At 72.7% G+C, this 25,257-nt stretch carries 25 protein-coding genes and 2 tRNA genes; 18 read left to right on the forward strand and 9 right to left on the reverse strand.

From position 1 onward, the window contains the following. The first annotated feature begins 123 nt into the window (after positions 1–123). The gene (locus V1260_RS02455; RefSeq protein ID WP_329745211.1) at positions 124–1,167 is read left to right on the forward strand and encodes a phosphotransferase; all 1,044 of its coding nucleotides are present in this window, start codon (positions 124–126) and stop codon (positions 1,165–1,167) included. On the opposite strand, the gene V1260_RS02460 is transcribed toward V1260_RS02455, so the two are convergent. Both V1260_RS02460 and tdh read right to left on the reverse strand, forming a co-directional pair. Next, a complete protein-coding gene (locus tag V1260_RS02460) occupies positions 1,139–2,353 on the reverse strand; it encodes a glycine C-acetyltransferase (protein ID WP_329745212.1) in 1,215 nt (404 codons plus the stop codon). The genes V1260_RS02455 and V1260_RS02460 overlap by 29 nt on opposite strands. 47 nt (positions 2,354–2,400) lie before the next feature. After that, positions 2,401–3,468 carry an L-threonine 3-dehydrogenase gene (tdh, locus tag V1260_RS02465; RefSeq protein ID WP_329745213.1) on the reverse strand — a complete coding sequence of 356 codons (1,068 nt, stop codon included), beginning with the start codon at positions 3,466–3,468 and terminating at the stop codon, positions 2,401–2,403. A gap of 193 nt (positions 3,469–3,661) precedes the next feature. Between tdh and hrpA the strand changes: the two genes are divergently transcribed. The 3 genes from hrpA (at position 3,662) to V1260_RS02480 (ending at position 10,104) form a co-directional block, all read left to right on the forward strand. Further along, complete coding sequence (gene hrpA, locus V1260_RS02470) at positions 3,662–7,582, forward strand: ATP-dependent RNA helicase HrpA (RefSeq protein ID WP_329745214.1); 3,921 nt, start codon at positions 3,662–3,664, stop codon at positions 7,580–7,582. Between the two features lie 338 nt (positions 7,583–7,920). After that, positions 7,921–8,544: a hypothetical protein gene (locus V1260_RS02475; RefSeq protein WP_329745215.1), complete on the forward strand. Its 624-nt coding sequence runs from the start codon at positions 7,921–7,923 to the stop codon at positions 8,542–8,544. A 102-nt stretch (positions 8,545–8,646) separates the two neighbouring features. Beyond that, complete coding sequence (locus V1260_RS02480) at positions 8,647–10,104, forward strand: NAD-dependent malic enzyme (protein ID WP_329745216.1); 1,458 nt, start codon at positions 8,647–8,649, stop codon at positions 10,102–10,104. A gap of 35 nt (positions 10,105–10,139) precedes the next feature. Here the strand turns inward: V1260_RS02480 and V1260_RS02485 are convergent, their stop codons facing one another. Then, the gene (locus V1260_RS02485; RefSeq protein WP_329745217.1) at positions 10,140–10,601 is read right to left on the reverse strand and encodes a VanZ family protein; all 462 of its coding nucleotides are present in this window, start codon (positions 10,599–10,601) and stop codon (positions 10,140–10,142) included. Between the two features lie 118 nt (positions 10,602–10,719). Between V1260_RS02485 and V1260_RS02490 the strand changes: the two genes are divergently transcribed. Continuing rightward, the gene (locus V1260_RS02490; RefSeq protein ID WP_329745218.1) at positions 10,720–11,097 is read left to right on the forward strand and encodes a DUF3039 domain-containing protein; all 378 of its coding nucleotides are present in this window, start codon (positions 10,720–10,722) and stop codon (positions 11,095–11,097) included. Positions 11,098–11,223: 126 nt separating this feature from the next. Beyond that, positions 11,224–13,014 (forward strand): DEAD/DEAH box helicase, encoded by a 1,791-nt coding sequence (locus tag V1260_RS02495; RefSeq protein ID WP_442878108.1) that lies wholly within the window; start codon positions 11,224–11,226, stop codon positions 13,012–13,014. Positions 13,015–13,054: 40 nt separating this feature from the next. On the opposite strand, the gene V1260_RS02500 is transcribed toward V1260_RS02495, so the two are convergent. After that, complete coding sequence (locus tag V1260_RS02500; protein WP_329745220.1) at positions 13,055–14,434, reverse strand: nicotinate phosphoribosyltransferase; 1,380 nt, start codon at positions 14,432–14,434, stop codon at positions 13,055–13,057. A 112-nt stretch (positions 14,435–14,546) separates the two neighbouring features. Between V1260_RS02500 and clpS the strand changes: the two genes are divergently transcribed. From clpS to rdgB, 6 genes are all read left to right on the forward strand, one after another. Continuing rightward, the gene (gene clpS, locus V1260_RS02505; protein ID WP_329745221.1) at positions 14,547–14,870 is read left to right on the forward strand and encodes an ATP-dependent Clp protease adapter ClpS; all 324 of its coding nucleotides are present in this window, start codon (positions 14,547–14,549) and stop codon (positions 14,868–14,870) included. Beyond that, the gene (locus tag V1260_RS02510) at positions 14,870–15,502 is read left to right on the forward strand and encodes a DUF2017 family protein (protein WP_329745222.1); all 633 of its coding nucleotides are present in this window, start codon (positions 14,870–14,872) and stop codon (positions 15,500–15,502) included. Before clpS ends, V1260_RS02510 begins: the two co-directional genes overlap by 1 nt. A 178-nt stretch (positions 15,503–15,680) precedes the next feature. Continuing rightward, a complete protein-coding gene (gene murI, locus V1260_RS02515) occupies positions 15,681–16,493 on the forward strand; it encodes a glutamate racemase (protein WP_329745223.1) in 813 nt (270 codons plus the stop codon). Then, positions 16,490–17,272 carry an MBL fold metallo-hydrolase gene (locus V1260_RS02520; protein WP_329745224.1) on the forward strand — a complete coding sequence of 261 codons (783 nt, stop codon included), beginning with the start codon at positions 16,490–16,492 and terminating at the stop codon, positions 17,270–17,272. The genes murI and V1260_RS02520 overlap by 4 nt, the downstream gene beginning before the upstream one ends. A gap of 20 nt (positions 17,273–17,292) precedes the next feature. Beyond that, entirely contained in the window at positions 17,293–18,051 is a 759-nt protein-coding gene (gene rph, locus V1260_RS02525; RefSeq protein ID WP_329745225.1) for a ribonuclease PH, read from the forward strand. Then, positions 18,048–18,680, forward strand: a complete 633-nt coding sequence (gene rdgB / locus V1260_RS02530) for an RdgB/HAM1 family non-canonical purine NTP pyrophosphatase (RefSeq protein WP_329745226.1) — start codon at positions 18,048–18,050, stop codon at positions 18,678–18,680. The genes rph and rdgB overlap by 4 nt, the downstream gene beginning before the upstream one ends. Positions 18,681–18,719: 39 nt before the next feature. On the opposite strand, the gene V1260_RS02535 is transcribed toward rdgB, so the two are convergent. The 3 genes from V1260_RS02535 to V1260_RS02545 all read right to left on the reverse strand — a co-directional run bounded on the left by V1260_RS02535 (position 18,720) and on the right by V1260_RS02545 (position 20,229). Further along, a complete protein-coding gene (locus V1260_RS02535; RefSeq protein WP_329745227.1) occupies positions 18,720–19,259 on the reverse strand; it encodes an NUDIX hydrolase family protein in 540 nt (179 codons plus the stop codon). Positions 19,260–19,356: 97 nt separating this feature from the next. Next, complete coding sequence (locus V1260_RS02540) at positions 19,357–20,019, reverse strand: histidine phosphatase family protein (protein ID WP_329745228.1); 663 nt, start codon at positions 20,017–20,019, stop codon at positions 19,357–19,359. Between the two features lie 128 nt (positions 20,020–20,147). Beyond that, positions 20,148–20,229, reverse strand: a tRNA-Leu gene (locus V1260_RS02545). Between the two features lie 157 nt (positions 20,230–20,386). On the opposite strand from V1260_RS02545, the gene V1260_RS02550 reads away from it, so the two are divergent. Then, complete coding sequence (locus V1260_RS02550) at positions 20,387–21,142, forward strand: SDR family oxidoreductase (RefSeq protein ID WP_329745229.1); 756 nt, start codon at positions 20,387–20,389, stop codon at positions 21,140–21,142. Positions 21,143–21,198: 56 nt separating this feature from the next. After that, positions 21,199–21,675, forward strand: coding sequence for a hypothetical protein (locus tag V1260_RS02555; protein WP_329745230.1), 477 nt, complete (start codon positions 21,199–21,201; stop codon positions 21,673–21,675). Between the two features lie 90 nt (positions 21,676–21,765). Here the strand turns inward: V1260_RS02555 and V1260_RS02560 are convergent, their stop codons facing one another. Next, positions 21,766–22,185 (reverse strand): YchJ family protein, encoded by a 420-nt coding sequence (locus V1260_RS02560; RefSeq protein WP_329745231.1) that lies wholly within the window; start codon positions 22,183–22,185, stop codon positions 21,766–21,768. A gap of 46 nt (positions 22,186–22,231) precedes the next feature. On the opposite strand from V1260_RS02560, the gene V1260_RS02565 reads away from it, so the two are divergent. Beyond that, positions 22,232–22,687: a GNAT family N-acetyltransferase gene (locus V1260_RS02565; RefSeq protein ID WP_329745232.1), complete on the forward strand. Its 456-nt coding sequence runs from the start codon at positions 22,232–22,234 to the stop codon at positions 22,685–22,687. Positions 22,688–22,694: 7 nt separating this feature from the next. On the opposite strand, the gene V1260_RS02570 is transcribed toward V1260_RS02565, so the two are convergent. After that, the gene (locus V1260_RS02570) at positions 22,695–23,591 is read right to left on the reverse strand and encodes an NAD-dependent epimerase/dehydratase family protein (RefSeq protein ID WP_329745233.1); all 897 of its coding nucleotides are present in this window, start codon (positions 23,589–23,591) and stop codon (positions 22,695–22,697) included. A 230-nt stretch (positions 23,592–23,821) separates the two neighbouring features. Between V1260_RS02570 and V1260_RS02575 the strand changes: the two genes are divergently transcribed. From V1260_RS02575 to V1260_RS02585, 3 genes are all read left to right on the forward strand, one after another. After that, positions 23,822–23,895 (forward strand) — tRNA-Lys (locus V1260_RS02575). Positions 23,896–24,042: 147 nt separating this feature from the next. Next, positions 24,043–24,627, forward strand: coding sequence for a sugar O-acetyltransferase (locus V1260_RS02580; protein WP_329745234.1), 585 nt, complete (start codon positions 24,043–24,045; stop codon positions 24,625–24,627). Positions 24,628–24,630: 3 nt separating this feature from the next. Next, positions 24,631–25,191, forward strand: coding sequence for a TetR/AcrR family transcriptional regulator (locus V1260_RS02585; RefSeq protein WP_329745235.1), 561 nt, complete (start codon positions 24,631–24,633; stop codon positions 25,189–25,191). The last annotated feature ends 66 nt before the right edge of the window (positions 25,192–25,257 follow it).

The following is a 25,257-nucleotide window of genomic DNA, read 5'->3' on the forward strand; positions in this document are numbered from 1 at the left end:
TCCCCTCCGCACCGCGGTCCCGTCCTCCCGAGGGGGCGGGACCGTGGTGCGTCCGCGCGGTGCGAGAGCGATCCGGTGGGTCCGACGGGGGACACGCCGACCGCGGGCGCGTAGCCTTCACGGATGCCCGCCTCCCGACCCGCCCCGCCCGCGGCGGACCTCCCGGTCGACCGGGAGCGCGTCCGGCATCTGCTGATGCAGCTCGTGCCCGAGCCGGGAGTCCGACGCGGGTCTCTCGATGTCGATGTCGATCTCGCGCCGCGGCCGGCCGGCGAGGGATGGGACAACGTGCTCTGGCCGGTCGGCACCGTGGACGGCCTCCCGGTGGTCCTGCGCGTCGTCCGCCGCCGCAGCGCGCGCCCGCTGCGGGATCGGGAGCTGGCCGTGCTGCGGCGACTGGCCCTGCTCTCCGCCGAGCTCCCGTTGCGGATCCCGACGATCCTGGCCACCGCCCCCGACGCCCTGCTGATCCCCTGGGTTCCCGGACGCAGTGCGGCGGAGTCGAGCCTGCCGCACCGCCGCCGCAGCGCCACGGGCCTGGCCTCGATGCTCGCAGCCCTGCACTCGCTCCCTCCGCGCGACCTGGCCGACCTCGAGCGGAACCCGGTGCGCGGCGTGCCGCTCGCCGGCCGTGCCGAGGCCCTCGCCGCGGACCTGGAGCGGGCCGAGCTGCCGGCAGACCTCCGTCGTGCCGCGCGCGACGTGGCCGACCGGGGGCTCGAGGCACCGGTCTGGGACGGCGAGGACCGGCTGCTCCATGGGGACCCGCATCCGGGCAACGTCGTGGTCCCGACGGTCGACCCGGACCGCGACCCGGCACCCGACGAGGACCACGACGCGGTCCGCGACAGGGCCCGCACGGGAGCGCTGATCGACTGGGGCGATGCGACGCTCGGCGACCCGGCGAGCGACCTCGGGGCCCTGCTGCTGCACGATCCCCGCGGGGAGCTCCTCGCCCGCTACCGCCGGCACGCCACCTGGAACGGCATCGAGGACGAGGCGCGATGGTCGGCGCTCCTCGAGCGCGCCCGGGCTTGGTCGGTGCGCCTCTCCCTCGCCCTGGTCACCGCCTACGACTCCGCGCACCCGCTCGGGCGGAGCGGAACGGAGCTGCTGCGGGCGGTCGAGGAGGGGGAGCTCACCCCTGCTCGGCGGCCCGGGACCTGACGAAAGCGGCGACGGCGGCCTCGACATCGGCCTCGGTGTGCGCGGCGGAGAGCTGCACCCGGATCCGGGCCTTCCCCTGCGGCACCACCGGGTACGAGAAGGCGGTGACGTACACGCCGTTCTCGAGCATGCGGTCGGCGATGCGCGCCGCGAGCGCGGCGTCCCCGAACATGACCGGCACGATCGCGTGCTCTCCCGGCAGCAGCTCGAAGCCCTCCTCGCTCATGCGCGTGCGGAACAGCTCGGCGTTGCGGAACAGGGTCGCGCGCAGCTCGGCACTGCCCTCGACGAGCTCGAGGGCCTGCAGCGTCGCAGCGGTGATCGCGGGGGCGAGCGAGTTGGAGAACAGGTAGGGGCGGCCCTTCTGGCGCAGCATCGCGACGATCTCGGCCCGGCCCGAAACATAGCCCCCGCTCGCCCCGCCGAGGGCCTTGCCGAAGGTCCCGGTGTAGAGGTCCACCCGATCCGAGACGCCGAAGTGCTCGGGCGTGCCGGCCCCGGTCTCGCCCATGAAGCCGACGGCGTGGGAGTCGTCGACGAGGACCAGCGCCCCGAACTCGTCGGCCAGGTCGCAGATGCCGGGCAGCGGGGCGAGATAGCCGTCCATCGAGAAGACGCCGTCGGTGACGATGATGGTGCGGCGCGCGCCGTGCCCGTCGTGGAGCGCGGCGGCCGCCTCGAGCTGGGTGCGCAGGTCCGCGAGGTCGGCGTTGCGGTAGCGGAAGCGAGCGGCCTTCGAGAGCCGGATGCCGTCGATGAGCGAGGCGTGGTTCAGCTCGTCGGAGATGATCGCGTCCTCCGTGCCGAACAGCGGCTCGAAGACGGCGCCGTTGGCGTCGAAGCAGGAGGAGAACAGGATGGTGTCCTCGGTGCCGAGGAAGGCGGAGACCGCCTGCTCGAGCTGAAGATGGAGATCCTGGGTGCCGCAGATGAAGCGCACCGACGCCATGCCGAAGCCGCGCTCGTCGAGGGCCTGTTTCGCCGCCTCGACCAGGCGCGGATCATCCGCCAGGCCCAGGTAGTTGTTGGCGCAGAAGTTCAGCACCTCGGCGCCGTCGCGGCCGATGGGGCCGGCGGTGATGCGGTTGCCCTGGGCGGTGGTGATCACCCGCTCGTGCTTGTAGGTGCCGGCCTCCTCGAGGGCGGCGAGCTCGGCGGTCAGCTGGTCCTTGAGGGCGGTGTACATGGGAGCCTCCGGGTCGTTCGGGTCGTGGGGTGCGGGAGCGGGCGCGGTCAGTCGTCGAGGGCGCTCCAGTCCAGGAGCACCTTCCCGGCCGAGCCGGCCTTCGCGAGGGCGAAGCCCTGCTCCCAGTCGGTCGCGGGCAGGACGTGCGTGATGGTGCGCTCGATCGCGCCGCGCAGCGTGGGGGAGGTGGAGAGCATCGCGCTCATCGCGTTCCAGGTCTCGAACATCTCGCGGCCGTAGATGCCCTGCAGGGTGAGCATGCGGGTGACGACGGCGGTCCAGTCGATCTCGAACTGCGTCGCGGGCAGTCCCAGCAGGGCGATCTTCCCGCCGTGGTTCATGTTCTCGATCATCTCCTGCAGGGCGCGGGCCTGGCCCGTGATCTCGAGGCCCACGTCGAAGCCCTCGCGCATCCCGAGGCGCCGCTGCGCATCGCGCACCCGCGTCGTGGAGACGTCGAGGACCACGTCGGCCCCGCACTCCTCGGCCATCGCCAGGCGCTGCGGGGAGATGTCGGTGATCGTGATGTAGCGGGCGCCGGCGTGGCGCGCGACCGCTGCGGCCATCTGGCCGATCGGCCCGGCCCCGGTGATCAGCACGTCCTCGCCGACGAGCGGGAACTTCAGCGCCGTGTGGACGGCGTTGCCCAGCGGGTCGAAGGCGGCGCCGAGCTCGGGGCTGATCAGGTCCGTGCGGCCGTCGTGCTCGTGCACCCAGACGTTCTCGTGGGGGAGCGTCACGTACTCGGCGAAGGCGCCGTCGCGCTGCACGCCGACGGAGCGCACGCGGTTGCACATCTGGCGCCGCCCGGCGCGGCAGTTGCGACAGGTCCCGCACACCACGTGGCCCTCGCCGGAGATCCGATCGCCGACGCGCACGTCCGTGACCTCGGCGCCGATCTCGACCACTTCGCCGTAGAACTCGTGGCCGGGGGTGAAGGGGACCGTGTCGCACATCGACTCCGCCGAGGCGTCCCAGGAGAGGATGTGCAGATCGGTCCCGCAGATCCCGGTGCGGAGCACCCTGACCTTGACCTCCCAGGGCCCGCAGCCGGGCTCCTCGACCTCGGTGAGCTCGAGGCCCTCTCCGGGTGCGAGCTTGCGCAGTGCGCGCATCAGACCTCCTCGACCGGCTCCGTCCGGAGCATCGTGGGACCGGCGCCGGGGCGCGGTGCGGGGGTGGGCATCGAATCGGGCGGTCCGTCGGCCCCGGGTGGGACGCCGACGCGACGAGGATACGGCGCGGCGACCCCTCGCGCGGGGGAGCACGGGACCTCGCCCCGTCCCGGACCGTAGACTCGACTCCGCCATGACCACGCCCCCCTCGAGCCCTGATCCGTCCGTCGCGACCCCGGGCGGCCCGGCTCCGTCCCCCGGGCCCCCCGGCCCGCGGATCTCCTACCCGTCGGACCTCCCCGTCTCGCAGCGCCGCGAGGACATCCAGGCCGCGATCCGGGACCACCAGGTGGTGGTGATCGCCGGGGCGACCGGCTCGGGCAAGACCACCCAGATCCCCAAGATGCTGCTGGAGATGGGGTACGGGGAAGGCCGCCGCCTGATCGGGCACACGCAGCCCCGCCGGATCGCCGCCCGCTCCGTCGCCGGGCGCATCGCGAGCGAACTGGGGGAGACCCTCGGCGAGGGGACCGTCGGCTTCCAGGTCCGCTTCACCAAGCAGACCGCCCGCGGAGCCCGGCTCAAGCTCATGACCGACGGCATCCTGCTCGCCGAGATCGGCCGAGACCGGCTGCTGAAGCGCTACGACGCGATCATCATCGACGAGGCCCACGAGCGCTCCCTCACGATCGACGTGATCCTCGGCTATCTCCGCCAGATCCTGCCGCAGCGTCCGGATCTCAAGGTCGTCATCACCTCGGCGACCATCGACCCGGAGCGCTTCGCCGAGCATTTCGCCGCGGTGCTGCCCTCGGGGGAGAGGCGCCCGGCGCCGATCATCGAGGTCTCGGGCCGGACCTACCCCGTGGAGGTCCGGTACCGGCCGCTCGTGCTCGAGCCGGAGATGGACGAGGACGACGAGCTGGAGGACGTCCACTCCGTCGAGCGGGACCTCACCCAGGCGATCACCGACGCCGTCGACGAGCTCGCCGCCGAGGGACCCGGCGACATGCTCGTCTTCCTGCCCGGTGAGCGGGAGATCCGGGAGATCTCCGACGCCCTCACCGCGCACCTGTCCCGCGGGACCCGCGGGCGAGCGGCGCTGCCCGTCGAGGTGCTGCCCCTCTTCGGTCGGCTCTCCGCGCAGGACCAGCAGAAGATCTTCTCCCCGCCCCCGTCGGGCACCTACCGTCGCATCATCCTCTCGACCAATGTCGCCGAGACCTCCCTGACCGTCCCCGGCATCACGTACGTGATCGACTCGGGGCTCGCCCGCATCTCCCGCTACTCCCAGCGCACCAAGGTGCAGCGGCTCCCCATCGAACCGATCTCCCAGGCGAGCGCCAACCAGCGCTCGGGACGCTCGGGACGCACCCATCCCGGCATCGCCATCCGCCTCTATTCCGAGGAGGACTTCGAGAGCAGGCCCGAGTTCACCGAGCCGGAGATCCTGCGCACCTCGCTGGCCTCCGTGGTGCTGCTGATGACCTCGCTGGGCCTCGGCGACGTCGAGTCCTTCCCCTTCGTCGAGCCGCCCGCGAGCCGCGCGATCGCCGACGGCGTGCGTCTGCTGGAAGAGCTTGGCGCGATCGAGGACGATCCGAAATCACCAGGCGGTCGCCGCCTCACCCGCATCGGCCGCGACCTCGCCCGCTTCCCGCTCGACCCGCGGATGGCCCGCATGCTCCTCGAGGCGAACCGCCTCGGCGCCCTGCGCGAGGTGCTGATCATCGTCGCCGCCCTCTCGATCCAGGACCCGCGCGAGCGGCCCCTCGGGCAGGAGCAGCAGGCCCGCGAGAAGCACAAGCGCTTCGAGGACGAGACCAGCGACTTCCTCGCCTACCTCAACCTCTGGAACCACCTGCAGCAGCGCCGCAAGGATCTCTCCTCGAGCGCCTTCCGCCGTGAGGTGCGCGCCGACCACCTCCACTACCTGCGCATCCGCGAGTGGTGGGACCTCCACGCCCAGCTGCGCGACATGGCCAAGGACGCGGATCTGCGCGCCAACGAGCATGACGCCACCCCGCAGGCCATCCACCAGTCCCTCCTCGCGGGGCTGCTCAGCCACGTCGGCCTCCTCGACGACCGCACCCGCGAGTACTCCGGCGCCCGCGGCGCGCGCTTCGCCCTGTGGCCCGGGTCGGCGCTCGCCAAGAAGCGCCCCGACTACGTGATGGTCGCCGAGCTGGTGGAGACCTCCCGGCTGTGGGGCCGCACCGCCGCCCGCATCGACCCCGCCTGGGCCGAGGAGATCGGCGCGCACGTCGTCAAGCGCTCCCACTCCGCGCCGCACTGGTCCTCCAAGCAGGCGGGCGCCATGGCCCACGAGAAGGTCACGCTCTACGGCGTGCCGCTCGTGGCGGACCGCGTGGTCGGCTACGGACGCATCGACCCCGAGGCGGCCCGCGACATCTTCCTGCAGAACGCCCTCGTCGAGGGGGACTGGCGCACCCGCCACCACTTCTTCCGCGACAACCGGGCCCTGATCGCGCGGCTCGAGGAGCTCGAGGCGAAGACCCGCCGACGCGACCTGCTGATCGGCGACGAGCAGATCTTCTCCTTCTACGACCGGCGGATCCCCCGCGAGGTCGTCTCCGGCCGCCACTTCGATACCTGGTGGAAGTCCCAGCGGCACGAGACCCCGGACCTGCTCACCCTCACCGAGAAGGACCTCCTCGCGGCCGATGAGGAGACCACGGCCGCGATCGCCGCGGACTTCCCCGACACCTGGGTCCAGGGCGATATCACCCTCCCGCTCAGCTACTCCTTCGGCGAGGTCGGGTCGAAGGGTGCCGAGGGCGTCACCGCGACGATCCCGCTCGCGGTGCTGAACCGGCTGCGGCCCGCGGGTTTCGACTGGCTCGTGCCCGGCATGCGCGAGGAGCTGGTGACCGAGCTGATCCGCTCGCTCCCGAAGCCGATCCGGCGGCATCTGGTCCCCGCGCCCGAGCGCGCGAAGACCGTCGCCGCGACCCTCCACGACGACGACCCGGAGTCCGGGGAGGCCTTCGTCGAGGCGGTCGCCGACGAGCTCGTGGCCCTGCCCGGCGTGCCCGACGACCTGCCGCTGTACGGACCCGAGTTCGACCTCGCGAAGCTGCCGGACCACTTGCGGATGCACTTCCGGGTGGTCGATGCGCAGGGCAAGCAGATCGGAGCGGGCGATGATCTGGAGGCGCTGCGCGGCCGGCTCAAGCAGCGGGTCGACGCCTCCGTCTCCTCCCAGGGCGACGACCTGGCCCGCCGGGATCTCGACGGCTTCCCCGACAGCGGCGTGCCGGCGCTGCACGAGTCGACCGTCGGCGGGCTCAAGGTCACGGGGTATCCCGCGCTCGTGGCCCGCCGCGGCTCCGACGGCCGCCTCGAGCGCGTCGACCTCGCGGTGCTCGCGAGCGCCGACGAGCAGACCCTCGCCCACCGGGAGGGGGTCATCGCGCTGCTGGACCGCGACCTCGGCACCGAGCTGTCGACCGTGCTGAACGCCCTGCCCAACCCCACCAAGCTCGCCGTCGCCGGCTCCGAGTACGCGAGCACGGCGGCGCTGCTGGCCGACGCGACGCGCGCCGCGACGATCCACCTCGGGGGCGACGCCGCCACCATCCGCACCCGCGCGCAGTACGAGCAACTGCTCGAGGCGGCCCGCCCCCGGCACGCCGAGCTCGCGGCGCAGGCCGTCAAGGACGCCGCCGCGGCCCTCGCCGTCGACGCGAAGCTGCAGAAGGAGCTCTCGCGGGTCTCGTCCCTCGCGATCCTGTCCCACCTGACCCAGATCCGCGAGCACGCCGCCGGCCTGCTCGCGGACGGCTTCATCTCCCGCACCGGCGTCGATCGCCTGCCGGACCTGCGGCGATACCTCGAGGCGGATCGGATCCGGCTCGAGAAGCTGCCGGAGAACCCGCGCCGGGACGAACAGGCCGCCTGGCAGATCGCCGATCTCGAGGGGTACTGGGCGACCCGACGTGCGGCACTCGGTGCCCGGCGCCGCTCCGAGAAGGAGGCGCAGGAGATCGCCTGGCTGCTCGAGGAGCTGCGGGTGAGCCTCTTCGCGCAGACCCTGGGCACCCGCGTCACCGTCTCCGACAAGCGGATCCGCCAGGCGATCGCGGCGCTCTGAGCCCCGAACGGACCGAGGCCCGCTCGGGGTGAGCCACGCCTCCGCCGCCTGCGCCGAAGCGGGACCTTGCGGAAGTTTTACCCGCGCGCCGTGATTCGTCAGCGTCTCCGCTCGGCCGCCCCGGCCGCGGCGGCCGGGAACCGTCCCCGACCGGTGCGGACGTCGCCCTGACGGTCCTGCGCAGAGACCCCAAGCGGTGGTCATGGCGATCCCAAGAAGGGCGGCGCACGGCTCCGACCTGCGACATCGCTCTCTTCCCTGCGGCGTGGGTCGCGCCTACGGTGGCACGGCCCGCGTCCCGGGCGACCGATCCGCCCGTCTCCCGAAGGAACTCCCGCATGCTCGGCTCTTGCTCCACCGCCCTCGTCGCCTCGGCGCCGTCCCCGCTCCCGCGACGTCGCACGCTGCTCGTCGGCGCGCTCGGCGCCGGGGCCCTCCTCGGACTCGGGGTGACCGCGCCGGCCCGGGCCGATGACGTGTGGACCGAGGAGTTCATGACCCGGCCGGAGACCCGCGAGGGCTTCGACGTGAACACCCTGGACTCCTGGCAGGAGCAGAACGCGCGGTTCATCCTCTCCGTGATCGCCGGGCACGGCCTGGGACGTGAGGCCGCCCGCATCACCCTGATCACCGCGATCGTCGAGTCCTGGCTGCGCAACTACGAGCCCGCCGTCGACCTCGATTCCGGTGGTCTCTTCCAGCAGCGGCCCTCGATGGGTTGGGGCACCGCCGCCCAGGTCCGCCACAAGAAGCTCGCCGTCGACGCCTTCCTCGGCCTCTCCGAGCACTCCGAGGCGCCCGGCCTGCTGCAGGTCGTCCCGGAGTACGAGGCGTGGGACCCGGGTGCCGCGGCGCAGGCCGTGCAGGCCTCTGCCCACCCCGACCGCTATAGCGAGCAGATCCCGGCCGCGGACGCCCTGTGGGACCGGTTCGCCGACCGCGTGGTGCCATACACCGCCTGATCGGGACGCGCTCGCCGCGGGCGGAGCGGCTGTCCGGGGTGCCGGACACGCCCGGCGCGGCGCGGGTGCGCGTGGCCTGACGCGCTCGTTACGCTGTGCCTCATGTCACCGTCGCCATCCGTCAGCTACTCCATCACGATCCGCCTCGAGTTCGAGGCGAGATCCGCCGCCGTCAGCGACATCACCAGTCGCATCGAGCAGCACGGGGCGACCGTCACCGCCCTCGACGTCTCCGCCTCCGGCCCGGAGCGGATGCGCGCGGACATCACGGTGCTCACGGCCGGCCATGACCACGCGATCGAGGTCGTGGAGTCGCTCAAGGGACTCGACGGCGTCGAGCTCGGCAAGGTCTCCGACCGCACCTTCCTCGCCCATCTCGGGGGCAAGCTCACCGTCGAGTCCAAGCTCCCGATCCGCCACCGTGACGACCTGTCGATGATCTACACGCCGGGCGTCGCCCGCGTGGTCAAGGCGATCGCGGAGAACCCCGAGGACGCGCGCCGCCTCACCATCAAGCGCAACACCGTCGCCGTGGTCTCCGACGGCTCGGCGATTCTCGGCCTCGGTGACCTCGGCCCGCTCGCCGCGATGCCGGTGATGGAGGGCAAGGCCGCCCTCTTCAAGCGCTTCGCCGGCATCGACGCCTTCCCCATCTGCCTCGACGCGCATACGGTCGACGAGATCGTCGCGCACGTGAAGGCGATCGCGCCGGTCTTCGCGGGCATCAATCTCGAAGACATCTCCGCGCCGCGCTGCTTCGAGATCGAGGACCGGCTGCGGGCCGAGCTCGACATCCCCGTCTTCCACGACGACCAGCACGGCACCGCGATCGTCGTCGTCGCGGCGCTCCGCAACGCCCTGCGCGTGGTGGAGAAGGACATCGCCACCGCCCGCATCGTGCTCTCGGGCGCGGGCGCCGCGGGCACCGCGATCCTGCGCCTGCTGCGCGCGGCCGGCGCCCGCGACATCGTCGTCACCGACATCCACGGCATCGTGCACGAGCGCCGCGAGCAGCTCGAGGGCCGCCTCCCCTGGATCGCGGAGGTCACCAACCCCCGCGAGCTCACGGGCACCCTGCGGGACGCCGTCGTGGACGCCGACGTCTTCATCGGTGTCAGCGCGGGCAACATCCTCACCGCCGAGGACGTCGCGACGATGGCCGACCGCTCGGTGGTGTTCGCCATGGCCAACCCGACCCCGGAGATCGACCCGTCCGAGGCGGCCAAGCACGCCGAGGTCGTCGCGACCGGCCGCAGCGACTTCGCGAACCAGATCAACAACGTCCTCGCCTTCCCGGGAGTCTTCCGCGGGCTGCTCGACGCGCACGCCACGAAGGTCAGCGACCGCATGCTGCTCGCCGCCGCGAAGGCGCTCGCCGACGTGGTCTCCACCGAGGAGCTCAACCCCACCTACATCGTGCCGAGCGTCTTCCACGACGGGGTCACCAAGGCGGTCGCGAGCGCCGTCGAGCAGGTCGCTCGCGAGGAGGAGGGGACGGTCGACACCATCACCGGTGCGATGCGGCCGGTCTACGCCGACGAGATCACGCTGGAGAGCTGAGCCGGGCCCTCCGGCGGCACCGGCCGCCGGAGGCCTCAGACCATGTCGCCGTCGAGCGCGTCGGCGTCGGCGTCAGCGGCCGTGACGGATCGGCGCCGCTCGAGGATCCACGCGCCGAGACCCACCCCGATCCCGAGCACGCCCGCGACCGCATCGCCGAGGTCTCCCGACCGCTCCGGCAGGGCGAGGGCCTGGACCAGCTCGACCAGCAGCACCTGCGCGAGCGCGACGATCACCACCCAACCGATCGGGAAGCGGCGCCGCGGCGCGAGCAGCCGACCGAGCGCCCACACGGTGAGGGCGAGGACCACCAGGTGGTAGATCTTGTCCAGTCCCGGCACCCCGACGCCGGGGGTCCCGGAGGGGATCGACGGCAGGTAGAAGCCGAGGTTCAGCACGAGCGCGAGCACCGCGAGCGCGATCCGCAGCGGCAGCGATCCGCCGACCTCCCGGATCTGGACGGGCAGGTCGAGGGCGAAGCGAAGCGGCGCTGACATGGGCGGCATTCTCCCCGGAGCCGTGACCGGGATCGGGGAGGCGGGGCCGTCCGCCGCCCAGGGACTCCGCTAGTCTCGGCGTGTCTCGAGAGATCGACCCCTGACCCCGGGAGCAGCCATGTCCTCCACCTCTGATCCGTCCCGCCTGGACCCGTACAGCGACCAACCCGGTGCCGCGCCCGGCAGCACCGCCGTGCTGGACCGGCAGGTCCAGGAGCGGGAGCAGACCACCGACGACGGCGATCATGACCGGTTCGCCCACTACGTGCGCAAGGACCGGATCACGCAGGCCGCGCTCGACGGCACCCCGGTGATCGCCCTCTGCGGCAAGGTGTGGGTGCCCGGCCGCGACCCGAACAAGTACCCGGTCTGCCCGGAGTGCAAGGAGATCTACGAAGGTCTGCGCGAGCCCAACGACGGCGGGAACGGCGCGGGCGGCTCCGGCGGCAAGGGCGGGGGCGGCGGCTTCCGCGGTCTCTTCGGCGGGCGCCGCTGACCCCAGTCGGCGACCCTCTCTCCCACCCGTCCGCCCGACACGCCCGGGGGACTTCCTCACATCCCTCGCGCGGGCGGGTCGTCGGTCCTCAGCGGTACGGTGGAGCACGCTGTGACGACACCATCCCTGTTCTCCACCGGCGATCCCCGTCGGCCCTCCGAGGCCGCCGCGCGATCGCTCCCCGTCGCCTACCCCGAGCGCGCCGCCTGGGGCACGGTCCCGAAGCTCCGTGCCTGGCAGGCGGAGGCTCTCGACCTCTATCGCCGCACCGCGCCGAAGGACTTCCTCGCGGTCGCGACGCCCGGCGCGGGCAAGACCACCTTCGCGCTCCAGATCGCCGCGGGCCTCCTCGCGGAAGGGACGGTCCGGAGGATCACCGTGGTCGCCCCGACCGAGCATCTGAAGACCCAGTGGGCGGACTCCGCGGCGCGCGTCGGCATCTCCCTGGATCCGAACTTCTCGAACGCCCAGGGCACCCACGGCGCCCACTACCAGGGGGTCGCGATCACCTACGCGCAGGTGGGCATGGCCCCGGCGCTGCACCGCGCCCGCACCGAGGCCGATCGCACCCTGGTCATCCTCGACGAGATCCACCACGCCGGTGACTCCCTCACCTGGGGTGACGGGGTCCGGGACGCCTTCGATCGGGCCACCCGCCGGCTGTCGCTGACGGGAACACCGTTCCGCTCGGACTCCTCGCAGATCCCCTTCGTCACCTACGAGGAGGACGGCGAGGGCTTCTCCCGCTCGAAGGCGGACTACACCTACGGCTACGGGGAGGCGCTGCGCGACCACGTCGTCCGCCCCGTCCTGTTCATGACCTATTCGGGGCGCATGCACTGGCGCACCAAGACCGGCGACGAGGTCTCGGCCCAGCTCGGCGCCCTCGAGACCAAGGACATCACCCAGCAGGCGTGGCGCACCGCGCTCGATCCCCAGGGTGAGTGGATCCAGTCGGTGCTCTCCGCCGCGGACCGCCGGCTCACCGAGGTGCGCCGTCACGTGCCGGACGCGGGCGGGCTCGTCATCGCGACCGACCAGAAAGCCGCCCGCTCCTACGCGGAGACGCTGCGCGAGCTGTGCGGGGAGGCGCCCACGGTCGTGCTCTCGGACGACGCGGGCGCCGGCAAGCGCATCGAGGACTTCTCCGCCTCGCAGGACCGCTGGATGGTGGCGGTGCGCATGGTGTCCGAGGGCGTGGACGTGCCCCGCCTCGCCGTCGGCGTGTACGCCACCTCGACCGCGACACCGATGTTCTTCGCGCAGGCGGTGGGTCGCTTCGTCCGCTCGCGGACCCGTGGCGAGACCGCGAGCGTCTTCCTGCCGACGGTGCCGATCCTCATGGCCCACGCGGCGGCGATGGAGGAGGAGCGCGACCACGTGCTCGACCTCCGTCCCGCCGAGGGCGATGCCGAGACGGGGCTCGACGAGTCGCTGATCGAGGAGGCGAACCGCACCGAGCGCGCCTCCGATCAGCTGGAGATGAGCTTCGAGGCGCTCGAGTCGCAGGCCTCTTTCGACCGGGTCCTCTTCGACGGCGGCGAGTACGGCGCGGGCGGCATGATCGGCTCGGAGGACGAGCAGGAGTTCCTCGGCATCCCCGGTCTGCTGGATGCGGACCAGATGCGCGCCGTCCTCCAGCAGCAGCAGGCCGAGCAGCAGGCGCGCCGCCGCCGCAACGGCACCGAGCAGGCTCCCGTCACCCCCGGCGTGGTCGACCACCGCCGGCTCATGGACCTGCGCAAGGAGCTCTCCTCGCTGGTCTCGGCCTGGTCCAAGAAGTCGGGCTCCCCGCACGGCTCGGTCCACAACACGCTGCGCTCGCGCAGCGGCGGTCCGGCGGTCGCGCAGGCCAGCGCCGAGCAGATCCAGGCGCGGATCGACATCGTCCGCGGCTGGTTCGTCGGCCGACGCTGATCCGGGAGGTCGAGCGGGAGGGCGGTCGAGCGTTCTGCGCTCAGCGCAGCACGCGGGCGGCCTCCGTGCCGTCGGTGACGGTGGGGATCGCGATCGGCCCGTCGGGCCCGTCGTCGGCGACCAGGCCCAGCTCGGCGACCGAGGCGCGGTGCCGCTCCCGTGCCCGCCGCACGCGCTCGGGACCGCGCAGGTCCTCGACGGGCTCGCCGTCGCGGATCAGCGGGACCTGCAGCGGGCGCAGCGAGGTGCGACCCCAGTCCGGGGAGGCGTCGGCCGAGGTCAGCTCGGCCATCAGCTCCCGTTCGAACTCGGCCACCTCGGACTCGCCGGGCAGCACCAGCTCGGCGTGCGCCCGGTCGCCGACCAGCACCCGGTAGGCGTGCTTGCCCGCCCCGAGCGTGGCCTTGTCCTTCGACTGCTTGCCGACGGGATGCATGAGCCCGTCGGAGCCCTCCCGCTCGACGAGCTTGTACACGAAGCCGGGGGCGGGGTGCCCGCCGCCGGTGACCAGCCGGGTGCCGACGCCGTAGCCGTCGAGCGGGGCGTCGGCGAGGTCCTCCATGCGGTGCTCGTCGAGGTCGCCCGTCGCGGTGATGCGGGTGCCGGTCGCCCCCAGGCCGTCCAGCAGAGCCCGCAGGCGGACGGCCTGCTCGGCGAGGTCTCCCGAGTCCAGCCGCACCGCGCCCAGCTCGGGCCCAGCGAGCTCGACGGCGGTGCGCACCGCCTCCTCGACGTCGTAGGTGTCCACCAGCACCGTCGTCCCGGGACCCTGGGCGGAGATCTGGGCGGAGAAGGCCTCGGACTCCTCGTCGAACAGCAGGGTGAAGGCGTGCGCGGCGGTCCCGGCGACGGGGATCCGGTAGTGGGCGCCGGCGGCGAGGTTCGAGGTCGAGGCGAAGCCGACGACGTACGCGGCGCGCGCGGCGGCGATCGCCGCGTCCTCGTGCACCCGTCGGCCGCCCATCTCGATGCAGGGACGGCCGCGGGCGGCGGTGACCATGCGCGATCCGGCGGAGGCGACGCCGCTGTCGTGGTTCAGGATCGAGAGGACGACGGTCTCGAGCATCACGGCGTCCTCGAAGGTGCCCTCGATACGCAGCACGGGGGAGCCGGGGAAGTAGAGCTCGCCCTCGGCGTACCCGTGGACGTCCCCGCGGAAGCGGTAGTCGGCGAGGAAGTCGAGCGCGTCCTCGTCGAGCAGCTCGAGCCCGCGCAGGTAGCGGAGGTCCGCCGCGTCGAAGCGGAAGTCGGCGATCGCCTCGAGGACGCGGCCGGTGCCGGCGAGCGCGCCGTAGCGGCGCCCCTCGGGGAGGGAACGGGTGAACACCTCGAAGACGCAGCGACGGGACGCGGTGCCGGCCTCGCGGGCGGCGCGCAGCATGGTCAGCTCGTAGAGGTCGGTGAGCAGGGCGGAGGTCACGCGTCCACCGTAATGGGTGCGGGGCGGGCAGGGCGTGCGCGGTCGCCGTAGAATCATCGGCATTGCCGTCCGCCGGGTCTCCGCGGGCGGCCCCGGCCGGTGAGGAGCGCGCATGCAGGACGTGGTGGCAGGAGCGGACCCGGGGACGGGGCCACTCGGCGACCTCTCTCCGGGCGCGCAGGCCACGCTCGAGGTGGACGGGCCCTGGCGCACCGTCGTCTGGAACGACCCGGTCAACCTCATGAGCTACGTGGTCTACGTCTTCCGCAGCTACTTCGGGTACTCCCACCTCGTGGCCGAGCAGCTGATGATGCAGGTGCACGAGGAGGGGCGGGCGATCGTCTCCCGCGGGTCGAAGGAGAAGGCCGAGCGGGACGTGCAGGCGATGCACTCCTTCGGGTTGCGGGCGACGCTCGAGCGGGCAGGGGAGGGCTGATGGCGCACGCATTCCGCCGTCGGCCCGACGGCACCGTCGCCTGCCGCCTGGACGGCGAGGAGAAGGCGATCCTGGCCCAGGTCGCGCAGGAGACCGCCGATCTGATCCGGGCGGATCTCGGCTTGGACCCTGAGCGGGAGGCGGTCCGCCGGGCCGCCGAGAGCGAGGATCCGCTGCGCCGGCTCGAGGCGGAGTTCGCGGGCCGGGACGCGCGGATCCCCTCGGACAGCGCCGTCAAGCGTCTGTTCCCCGATGCGTCGGAGGATCCGGACCTGGCGCGGGAGTACCGGCGGCTCGGGCAGCAGGATCTCGCCGAGGGCAAGCTCGCGGATCTGCATCGGGTGATCGCGCTGCTGGACGGGGCGGGTTCCGGTCACGGCGAGGTCGTGGTCGCGGCCGACGAGGCCGTGGTGGTGCTCCGCGCGCTGAACGACGTGCGGATCGTGCTCGCGGACCGGCTGGGCCTGCAGCGCGACGGCGACTTCGACACCGTGCGCATGATCCAGCAGATCGGCGAGCGGGTGGAGGACCTCCCCGAGCGGGACGACGAGATGGTCGGCTCGGACGTGGTGATCGCGGTGTACGAGCTGCTGAGCTGGCTGCAGGAAAGCCTCCTGCGGGCCTTGGACTGATCGACGTACTGGCGAGGGACGAGCCGGTAGGAGATCAGTCGATCGGACGCAGGACTGATCGACGTACGGGCGAGGGACGAGCACTCCTTCCTGACACCTGTCCGAATCCGTTGTGAGACTGCACCCAGTGCGTGCGCCGTCACGGCGGGACGGGGGCCGGGACACTAGCCTGTCCGGGATGAATACTGCGCCGATCGGGATCCTCGACTCCGGGGTGGGCGGGCTGACCGTGGCCCGGGCCATCCTGGACCAGTTGCCGCGCGAGGAGCTCGTCTACATCGGCGACACCGCGCACGGCCCGTACGGCCCGCGCCCGATCGCCGAGGTGCGCTCGCTGACGCTCGAGATCATGGACGATCTCGTCGGCCGGGGCGTGAAGATGCTGGTGATCGCGTGCAACACCGCGTCGGCGGCCGTGCTGCGCGATGCGCGCGAGCGCTATGACGTGCCCGTCATCGAGGTGATCCAGCCGGCCGTGCGCCGTGCCGTGACCGCGACCCGCAACCGTCGGATCGGGGTGATCGGCACCCAGGGCACCGTGAACTCGCGGGCCTACGAGGACGCCTTCGCGGCGGCCCCGGACCTGGAGATCACCACGCAGGCCTGCCCGCGCTTCGTGGAGTTCGTCGAGAGCGGCGTGATCACGGGCGAGGAGGTGCTCGAGGTGGCGGAGGAGTACCTCGAGCCGGTGCTCGCGGCGGGCGTGGACACCCTGGTGCTCGGCTGCACCCATTACCCGATGCTCGCCGGTCCGATCAGCTATGTCATGGGCCCGGAGGTCACCCTGGTCTCCTCCGCGGAAGAGACGGCGCTGGACGTCTACCGTCAGCTGCGCGGGGCGGGACTGCTGCGGGAGGACGCGCACCTGCCGCGGCACGTGTTCGCCCAGACCGCGACGGGCGCCGCGGGGGAGTCCTTCGCCCGACTGTCCCGGCGCTTCCTCGGCCCGGCCCTGGACATGACCTCGACGCTCCCGGTGATCTCGGCATGAGGCTCCACGTCATCGGCTGCTCGGGGAGCTTCGCCGGCCCGGACGGCGCCGCCTCCAGCTACCTGCTGGAGCAGGAGGACGCCGACGGTCGCGTCTGGCGGGTGCTCATGGATCTCGGCTCGGGCGCCTTCGGCCCGCTGCAGTCCGTGATCGACCCCGCGGATCTCGACGCAGTGATCATCTCCCACCTCCACCCGGACCACTATCTCGACCTTACGGGTCTCGAGGTGTTCTGGGCCTACCACGAGCGGACCGACCTCCCTCAGCTGCCCATCCACGCGCCGGCACCGCTCCCGGAGCGGCTCTCGGCGGTGCTCAGCCGGGACGGCCGGATCCCCGACGGCACGGACCGTGTGCCCTTCGAGTACGGGGCGCTGACCGATGGTCAGGAACTGCGGATCGGCCCGTTCGAGATGACGGTGCGCGAGGTCCAGCACCCGGTCGAGGCGTACGGTTTCCGGATCCGCGCCGGGGGGAGCGTGCTCGCCTACTCGGGGGACACCGACGCCTGCCCGGCGCTGGACGAGCTCGCCGCCGACGCCGACCTCTTCCTCTGCGAGGCGGGGTACGTCGAGGGGCGCGACGACCGCTTCACGGGCGTGCACCTGACGGGCCGACGCGCGGGGGAGTGCGCCGCGCGCGCCGGGGCACGGTCTCTCGCGCTCACGCACATCCCCGCGTGGACCGATCCGGAGGTGCCGCTGGCCGAGGCCCGCGCCGCCTTCCCGGGGGAGATCACGATGGTGCGACCGATGGATATCCTCGAGCTGTCATCCTGACCCTCGAGGAGAGGAGCTCCGTGAGCTCGCAGACCCCCACCCCCACCGGCGACCGTGTCGACGGCCGCACCCCCGAGCAGCTGCGCGAGGTACGCATCACGCGCGACTGGCTCGACCACGCCGAGGGCAGCGCGTTGATCGAGTTCGGCCGCACCCGGGTGCTGTGCGCCGCCTCCTTCACCGAGGGCGTGCCGCGCTGGAAGAAGGGCTCCGGATCGGGCTGGGTCACTGCCGAGTACGCGATGCTGCCCCGCTCCACCAACACCCGCTCGGACCGCGAGAGCGTCAAGGGACGCATCGGCGGGCGCACCCATGAGATCTCCCGCCTCATCGGCCGGTCGCTGCGCGCGGTGATCGACCTCGACGCGCTCGGCGAGAACACGATCCAGCTGGACTGCGATGTGCTCCAGGCCGACGGCGGCACCCGCACCGCGGCGATCACCGGCGCCTACGTGGCGCTCGCCGACGCGATCTCCTGGGGCAAGCGGCACTCCTCGATCCCGGCCGCGAAGGACGTGCTCACCGACTCGGTGAGCGCGATCAGCGTCGGTATCGTCGACGGCCGGCCGCTGCTGGATCTCGAGTACCGCGAGGACGTGCGCGCCGAGACGGACATGAACGTCGTCGTCACGGGCGCGGGCTCCTTCGTCGAGGTGCAGGGCACCGCCGAGGGCGCCCCCTTCGACCGGGCCGAGCTGGGCACGCTTCTGGACCTGGCGACCGCGGGCTGCGCGGATCTCGCCCGGATCCAGCGCGAGGTGCTGGCGGCCTTCCGATGAGCACCGCCGAGGTCCCGGCCGGGGCGCGGGTGATCCTGGCGAGCCACAATGCGAAGAAGCTGCGGGAGCTGCAGCGGATCCTCGCGGCGGCCGTGCCTGGCCTCGCGCCGGAGCAGGTGATCTCCTCGGCGGGCATCGCGCTGCCGGACGTGGTCGAGGACGAGGTCTCCTTCGAGGGCAACGCCCTGCTCAAGGCCCGCTCCGCGGCCGCGGCGACCGGGCTGCTGGCGGTCGCCGACGACTCGGGCATCGCCGTGGACGTGCTCGGCGGAGCCCCCGGCATCTTCTCGGCCCGCTGGTCGGGTCGGCACGGGGACGACGAGGCGAACAACGACCTGCTCCTCGCGCAGCTCTCCGACGTCCCCGACGTGCATCGCGGGGCACGGTTCGTGTGCGCGGCGGCGCTGGTGGCGGCCGACGGGACCGAGCTCGTCGAGCGCGGCGAGATGACCGGGCGCCTGCTGCGGGAGCGGCGCGGGGCGGGGGGCTTCGGCTACGACCCGCTGTTCGTGCCCGACGGGCAGGAGCTCACCTCGGCGGAGCTCAGCCCCGAGGTGAAGGACGCGATCTCGCATCGCGGGCGTGCCTTCCGCGCGATCGCCCCGCACGTGGCGCGGCTGCTGGGCTGAGCCGCCGCCTGGTCCTGGTGGTGGGGCGGCTGGTCCGCCTCAGACCGCGCCGACGTGGGCCAGCGCCCGCCGCACGAGCAGGTCGCGGCCGCCGTTCATCTCTTCGAGCGGGGAGCTGTCCCCGAGCAGCTCGTCGATCCCGAACCAGGACAGCTCGAGCGCGTCCTCCTGCGGGGCGGTCTCCCCGTCGATCGGCACGACGTAGGCGAGGGAGATCGCGTGCTGACGCGCATCGTGGAAGGGGGACACCCCGGGGGTCGGGAAGTACTCGGCGACCGTGAACGGGACGGGGGAGACGGGGATGCGCGGCATCGCCATGGGGCCGAGGTCCTTCTCGATGTGCCGACCGATCGCCTCGCGGATCGTCTCGTGGATCAGGACGCGGCCGGAGACGATCGCGCGCACGATCTCCCCGTCGCCCGAGGCGCGCAGCAGCAGCCCGACCTCGGTGACGGAGCCGTCGAGGTCGGTCCGCACGGGCACCACGTCCACGTAGGTGATGGGCAGACGCCGGCGCAGCTCATCGATGCGCTCGCGCTCGAACCAGGCTCCCTCGGAGTCGACGGCGGTGCGGTTCATGGCTGCTCCTGGGGTGCGGGTACTGCGGTCGGGATGAGAGGACGGGGACAGAGACGGGGACGGGGAGAGACGCGAGGGCCGCTCCGGCGCGTGCGGGTCAGTCGCGCGCGGGCTCGAGGCCGAGCGGGCGCAGGTGGTGGTCCGGCAGGGTGAAGCGCGGCGTGCCGTCGCGGGGGACGGTGCGGGTGCGCGGGGCGAGCTCCTCGCCCGCGACCATGCTCACGGTCCAGGTCTCCTGCTCGGGGCCGGTGACCACCTCGAGCTGCGACAGGGTGCCGTTGGGGATCGAGGGCAGGTGCTCGCCGGTCACGCCGGAGAGCAGCAGCCGGATCAGGGTGCCGTGGGCGACGATCAGCAGGTTCTGGTCGGGACGCTGGGAGGCGATCTCGTCGAGCGCGGCGGTCGCGCGATCGATCACGGACTGCGTGGTCTCGCGACCGGGGAAGGTGCGCCCCGGGTAGCGGTCCTCCATCTCGCCGACGGGGTTCCCCTCGGCGGCGCCCCAGTCGATCTCGACCAGTCGCGCGTCGGTGCCGGCGAAGGGGATCGCATGGTCCTCCGCGATGATGCGCGCGGTCTCCTCCGCGCGGGACAGGGTCGAGGAGAGGGCGGCGTCCCAGGCGATCGGCGGCAGCGCGTCCAGTGCCCGGTGCGCCTGCTCGCGTCCGGTGTCGTTCAGCGGCACGTCGCTGACGCCCTGAAAGAGTCCCTGTCGGTTGAACTCCGTCTGACCGTGGCGGACGAGACCGAACAGGGTCATGGAGGCTCCTACGGGATGATCGCGGACGGGTCGCGCAGCGGGCCGGGCCGCTGCGGCTCCCAGGGTACAACCGCGCTGGCCACGGGCGGGGAGGCCCCGTCGGCCCGGGATCCCGGGCCGACGGACGGTGCGCGAGAAGGGACTCGAACCCTCACGCCCTCGGGCACTGGAACCTAAATCCAGCGCGTCTGCCAATTCCGCCACTCGCGCGCCGGACCAGCCTAGCCGCAGCGCGCGGAGCCGACGGGTAGGCTCGAGGGTCGGTGGCGCAGGCCGACCCGCTCGCGGAGGACTCCGCGGCGGAGCCCGGCGCCCGCCCGACCCGGACCCCGTCCCGAGCATCCGTCCCGAGAACCAGGAGACCCCCATGAGCCCCCTCGCCGGCAAGACCGCCGTCATCACCGGATCCTCCCGCGGCGTCGGCGCCGCGACCGCCGAGCTCCTCGCCGCCCAGGGCGCGAACGTCGTCATCAACTACCGCCAGAAGGCGCCCCGCGCGAACAAGGTCGTCGAGAAGATCGAGGCGGCCGGCGGCCGAGCCCTCGCCGTCGGCGCGGACCTCACCGACCCCGAGGGCGTGCGCGCCCTCATGCGCGCGGCGGTCGACACCTTCGGCTCCCTGGACCTCCTGGTCCTGAACGCCTCCGGCGGCATGGAGTCCGACCTCGGCGAGGACTACGCGATGCGCCTGAACCGCGACGCGCAGGACGACGCCCTCACGGCCGGCCTCGAGCACCTGACCGAGGGCGGCCGGGTGGTCTTCGTGACCAGCCACCAGGCGCACTTCATCGACGAGGTCGAGACCATGCCCGAGTACGAGCAGGTCGCCCGGTCCAAGCGCGCCGGCGAGACCGCGCTGACCGCCCGCATCCCCGAGCTGAGCGCGAAGGGAGTGTCCTTCGTGGTCGTCTCCGGCGACATGATCGAGGGCACCGTCACCGCGACCCTGCTCAACCGCGCCCGTCCCGGGGCGCTCGAGGCGCGGCGTGAGGCGGCCGGCAAGCTGTACTCGGTCGAGGAGTTCGCGGCCGAGGTCGCGAGGATGGCGACGGCCGACGTCGAGACCGGCCACGTCGAGCTGGTCGGCGGGGCCGAGGACTTCCTCGCCCGCACGCAGGGCTGAGACGCCCGGCACGTTACGATTCCCCTGACGAACCGCACGAGCACCGGAGGCAAGTGGTGGCCAAGAAGCAGAGCCTGGACGACATGCGCGACGAGGCGTTCCGCCGGCAGGACAACCTCGCCGCGGACATCGACGAGCTGCTCGACCGCGTCAACCCCAAGAACGCCGTGACGCGCTGGAAGAACGAGCTGCTCGGATCGGTGAAGAGTTTTTCCGACGCCGGTGACGGGAAGACCGCCGCGACCCTCCCCGTGGTCGTCGGCGGCGTCATCGGCCTGGTCGTGATCGGTGGCGGGATCGCCGCGGCGGTGGCCCTGTCGCGCCGCGAGCCGACCCGCGGCCAGAAGGTCGCCGCGGTCATGACGGACGCCCGCCGCGGCGCGGAGCGCTCGGCGAAGAAGGCTCGGAAGTCCGTCCGGAAGTCCTCGCTGCCGGTCCCGAAGGAGGCGGAGAAGCACGCCTCGGAGCTCGGCGCGATCCTTCAGGAGGCCGCGAAGCGCGCCGAGAAGAAGGTCGCCTCGGCCGGCTCCTGATCGCCCTCGCGGAGTCTGTACGAGGCGCCTCGGTCCCTTCGGACCGGGGCGTCTCGCTGTCCGCGGCCGACGGGGCGGGGGACGGCGGGCTCAGTCGACCTCGCCGTCGACGTAGAGCCAGAGGCCGTCCTCGCGCAGGAACCGCGAGACCTCGTGCTGCCGCTCGCGGCCGCCCGGGCCCTTCGCGTGGGCGGCGAACTCGACGACCCCGGCGTCGTCGAAGGGGCCGCCCGCCTCGGTGCGGAGGATCTCGAGGCGCAGCCAGTGCCGCTCCTCGCGGAGGGAGCCCGCGAGCTCGGCCTCGTCGGGCCGGGTGCTCGGATGCCAGGAGCGCAGCAGATGCTCCGCGTCGCCGGTGGCGAAGGCGGTGTAGCGGGAGCGCATCAGGGCCTGGGCCGTCGGGGCCCGGCGCGCACCACGCAGCACCGGACCGCAGCAGGCGCCGATCACCTCCCCGCTCCCGCACGGGCAGCGGGCGTCATCGGGCGGGGGAGCGGGGGAGTGGGTCATCGCCCCAGTATCCCGGCCCGTCCGGCCCCGGTGGCAGGATCGGGGCATGGCCTCGTCCGACATGACTCCCGTTGCACCCTCGCCCGCCCCGCTCCCGCCGGGCTATCAGCAGAGTGCCGAGCCGCCGACGAGCGCGGAGTACGTGCGGCTCCGGCAGATCGCCGGGCTCAGCCCGCGCACCCCGGAGCAGGCCGCCGGGGCGCTCGCGAACAGCTGGGCCTGGACCACGGTGCGCACCGCGGAGGGCGATCTCGCTGCGATGGGCCGCACGCTCGGCGACGGCACCTGGTACTTCCACCTCGCCGACATCGCGACCGATCCCGGGCATCAGCGGCAGGGGCTCGGGCGAGCCGTGATGGAGGACCTGATCGCGCGGATCGAGGCGGCGGCGCCCCCGCATCCGTACATCACCCTGCTCGCCGACCCGCCCGGGCAACGGCTCTACCGCTCCCTCGGATTTGTCGACTCGACGCCGAGCCTCGGCATGCGCCTGCCCCGCTGAAAGCGGCTCAGCGGCGTGACCAGCCCTTGGTCGACGGACCCACCGTCGGCCGCCAGCCGGTCTCGGACATGAATCGGAGCGAGGAGACCCGCAGGGAACGGCGCTGCGTGTCGAGCCGGGTCCCGACGAGGGCCTGGGTGATCTCGGGGTAGAACTTCGCCGGCCCGGACGCGCCGGCCTCGGTGCCGAGATCCTTCGCCCAGCGGCCACGGGTGATCGGCTCGCCACCGACGTTGTAGAAGCCGCTGCCCGCCCGCAGCGCGGCGACGAAGGCGGTGCCCGCGTCGGAGTGGTGCAGCAGGGTGATGTAGCCGTCGGGCCGGCCGAGCAGGATCGGGTCCCCAGCCCGGGTGGCGCGCAGGGCGTGGGTGGTGTGCTGATCGCGGCCGAAGAGCTGGCCGAGGCGCAGGACCACCGCGGTGCGGCCGGCGGTCGCGAAGTCGACGGCGGCACGCATCTCCCGGACCCGCGGCCGGAAGGCCTGGTTGCGGACGCTGAGCGGGAGGTCCTCGCCGATCCAGTCGGTGCCGTTGTCCGGGTACATGAAGATCGAGGACTCCTGCACCAGGCGGCGTGCCCCGGCCTCGGCGGCCGCCTTCGCGATGGCGACGGAGGCCTCGAGGTGGAGACGGTCGTCCTCCCGCCAGGCGAGCGGACGCAGTCCCGCCATCCCGACGGGGACGTGGGCGAGGGTGTTCATGACGACGTCGTGACCGCGGAAGGCCCGGGCGAGGTCGGCCTGATCGAAGACGTCGGCCACGATCGCGGAAGCTCCACGCCCCTCGATGATCGGGACCCCGGAGTCGCGTCGAGTGATCCCGGTGACCTCGTGGCCGGCGGCGACGAGCGCCTCGACGGCCTCCTGGCCGAGAACTCCCGTGGCACCGGTGATCGCGATCCTCACGCTGACCTCTTTCCCGAGTGCCCTGGCCGGGTTCTCGCGCGACGACTTTCCTGGATGCTCGAGTCTAGGGGATCCGGTCCGGTCGACGCGTCGCCGACCGTCCCGCGCGCGTGCAGATCCCGGGGAGGTCCGTGGCGGACTGAGCGGAGCGTCGTCGCTGTTCGCTCGCTCACAGAAGGGGCGTTGCGGTTGGACGGGAGGGGACTTGGGGGTAAAGTTCTTCTCCGTTGGCGCCATTAGCTCAGTTGGTTAGAGCAGCTGACTCTTAATCAGCGGGTCCGGGGTTCGAGTCCCTGATGGCGCACCCGAGGAAGAAGCCCCCGTCGCAGATGCGGCGGGGGCTTCGTCGTCGTCCGGTGCTCGGGAGCCGGGATTGTCCGCCGCGGTCCCCGCTCACGCGCCGCATCCGGATGTGTACGATCGTCCCGACCGTGCCGAGCCGGGAGGACCGATGACCCATCCCCACTTCGCGGGTGACCCCCGCACGAACCGCGAGCGGATGCTCGCCGGCGACCTGTACATCGCCGACGACCCGGAGAGCGCCCGCCTCCACGCCCGCGCCCGGCGCCTCGCCCACGAGTACCACCGTGCCGACTCCCTGGGCGAGCCCGGCGCCCGCGCCCTGCTCGAGCAGCTGATCGGCGAGCTCGGAGAGGGCGCCCACGTCACGTCGCCGCTGGCCGTGGACTACGGGGAGAACATCCGCATCGGCGCCCGGACGTTCATCAACTGCAACCTCACCGCCCTCGACGTCGCCCCCATCGTGATCGGGGAGGACTGCCAGATCGGCCCGAACGTCCAGCTGCTCACGCCCACGCACCCGATCGATCCGGAGCTCCGCCGCGACAAGCTCGAGGCGGCCGAGCCGATCACCCTCGGCGACAACGTGTGGCTCGGCGGCGGGGTCATCGTCTGCCCCGGCGTCACCATCGGCGAGAACAGCGTGATCGGCGCGGGGTCCGTGGTCACCCGGGACATCCCCGCGAACGTCGTCGCCGTCGGGAACCCGGCGCGCGTCCGGCGCCGGATACCCTGAGCCATGGCCGCCGAACGCAGATACGACCCCGAGCGCCGCCAGCGGATCATCGAGGCGTGCGTCGACGTGATCGCCGAGAACGGGGTCGACGGGACCAGCCATCGCAAGGTCGCCCAGCGGGCGGGGGTGCCCCTCGGCTCCACCACGTACCACTTCACGGGACGGGAGGAGCTGCTCCGCGAGGCGCTGACGCTCTTCGCCGACACCGTTGCCGAGCGGTTCGAGGCGCGGCTCGCGGCCCTGCCCGTCGGCGGCGGCGAGGACGAGGTGGTCGAGGCGCTCGTCGCCCTGATCCTCGAGGACGTCTTCCCCACCCCGCGTGAGCTGGTGCTGACTCACGAGCTGTACACCCTCGCGGCCCGCTCACCCGCCTTCCGCGAACTGACCATGGCGTGGATGGCCCGCAGCCGCGCCGCGCTCGAGCGGCACGTCGACCCGCTCACGGCCCGGCTGCTCGATGCGCTCATCGAGGGGCTCACCATCCATCACGCGCTCGGCCCGGGCATGCTCGACGCCGCGGACATCGCCGAGGCCGTGCGGCGCACCGTCAGCCGGGAGCGCTGAGCCGGACTCGCCGGGACGCGGACCTCACATCCCGTGCCGCTCGCGCGACTACGGGGAGAGACGAGG

The organism is Brachybacterium sp. J144 (assembly GCF_036321705.1).
Classification (GTDB): Bacteria; Actinomycetota; Actinomycetes; order Actinomycetales; family Dermabacteraceae; genus Brachybacterium.

What these genes read in the sequence shown, in the direction of transcription:
- V1260_RS02455 (WP_329745211.1), top strand. Translation starts at nt 124, where the DNA reads ATGCCCGCCTCCCGACCCGCCCCGCCCGCGGCGGACCTCCCGGTCGAC.
- V1260_RS02460 (WP_329745212.1), bottom strand. Translation starts at nt 2,353, where the DNA reads ATGTACACCGCCCTCAAGGACCAGCTGACCGCCGAGCTCGCCGCCCTC.
- tdh (WP_329745213.1), bottom strand. Translation starts at nt 3,468, where the DNA reads ATGCGCGCACTGCGCAAGCTCGCACCCGGAGAGGGCCTCGAGCTCACC.
- hrpA (WP_329745214.1), top strand. Translation starts at nt 3,662, where the DNA reads ATGACCACGCCCCCCTCGAGCCCTGATCCGTCCGTCGCGACCCCGGGC.
- V1260_RS02475 (WP_329745215.1), top strand. Translation starts at nt 7,921, where the DNA reads ATGCTCGGCTCTTGCTCCACCGCCCTCGTCGCCTCGGCGCCGTCCCCG.
- V1260_RS02480 (WP_329745216.1), top strand. Translation starts at nt 8,647, where the DNA reads ATGTCACCGTCGCCATCCGTCAGCTACTCCATCACGATCCGCCTCGAG.
- V1260_RS02485 (WP_329745217.1), bottom strand. Translation starts at nt 10,601, where the DNA reads ATGTCAGCGCCGCTTCGCTTCGCCCTCGACCTGCCCGTCCAGATCCGG.
- V1260_RS02490 (WP_329745218.1), top strand. Translation starts at nt 10,720, where the DNA reads ATGTCCTCCACCTCTGATCCGTCCCGCCTGGACCCGTACAGCGACCAA.
- clpS (WP_329745221.1), top strand. Translation starts at nt 14,547, where the DNA reads ATGCAGGACGTGGTGGCAGGAGCGGACCCGGGGACGGGGCCACTCGGC.
- V1260_RS02510 (WP_329745222.1), top strand. Translation starts at nt 14,870, where the DNA reads ATGGCGCACGCATTCCGCCGTCGGCCCGACGGCACCGTCGCCTGCCGC.
- murI (WP_329745223.1), top strand. Translation starts at nt 15,681, where the DNA reads ATGAATACTGCGCCGATCGGGATCCTCGACTCCGGGGTGGGCGGGCTG.
- V1260_RS02520 (WP_329745224.1), top strand. Translation starts at nt 16,490, where the DNA reads ATGAGGCTCCACGTCATCGGCTGCTCGGGGAGCTTCGCCGGCCCGGAC.
- rdgB (WP_329745226.1), top strand. Translation starts at nt 18,048, where the DNA reads ATGAGCACCGCCGAGGTCCCGGCCGGGGCGCGGGTGATCCTGGCGAGC.
- V1260_RS02535 (WP_329745227.1), bottom strand. Translation starts at nt 19,259, where the DNA reads ATGAACCGCACCGCCGTCGACTCCGAGGGAGCCTGGTTCGAGCGCGAG.
- V1260_RS02540 (WP_329745228.1), bottom strand. Translation starts at nt 20,019, where the DNA reads ATGACCCTGTTCGGTCTCGTCCGCCACGGTCAGACGGAGTTCAACCGA.
- V1260_RS02550 (WP_329745229.1), top strand. Translation starts at nt 20,387, where the DNA reads ATGAGCCCCCTCGCCGGCAAGACCGCCGTCATCACCGGATCCTCCCGC.
- V1260_RS02560 (WP_329745231.1), bottom strand. Translation starts at nt 22,185, where the DNA reads ATGACCCACTCCCCCGCTCCCCCGCCCGATGACGCCCGCTGCCCGTGC.
- V1260_RS02565 (WP_329745232.1), top strand. Translation starts at nt 22,232, where the DNA reads ATGGCCTCGTCCGACATGACTCCCGTTGCACCCTCGCCCGCCCCGCTC.
- V1260_RS02580 (WP_329745234.1), top strand. Translation starts at nt 24,043, where the DNA reads ATGACCCATCCCCACTTCGCGGGTGACCCCCGCACGAACCGCGAGCGG.
- V1260_RS02585 (WP_329745235.1), top strand. Translation starts at nt 24,631, where the DNA reads ATGGCCGCCGAACGCAGATACGACCCCGAGCGCCGCCAGCGGATCATC.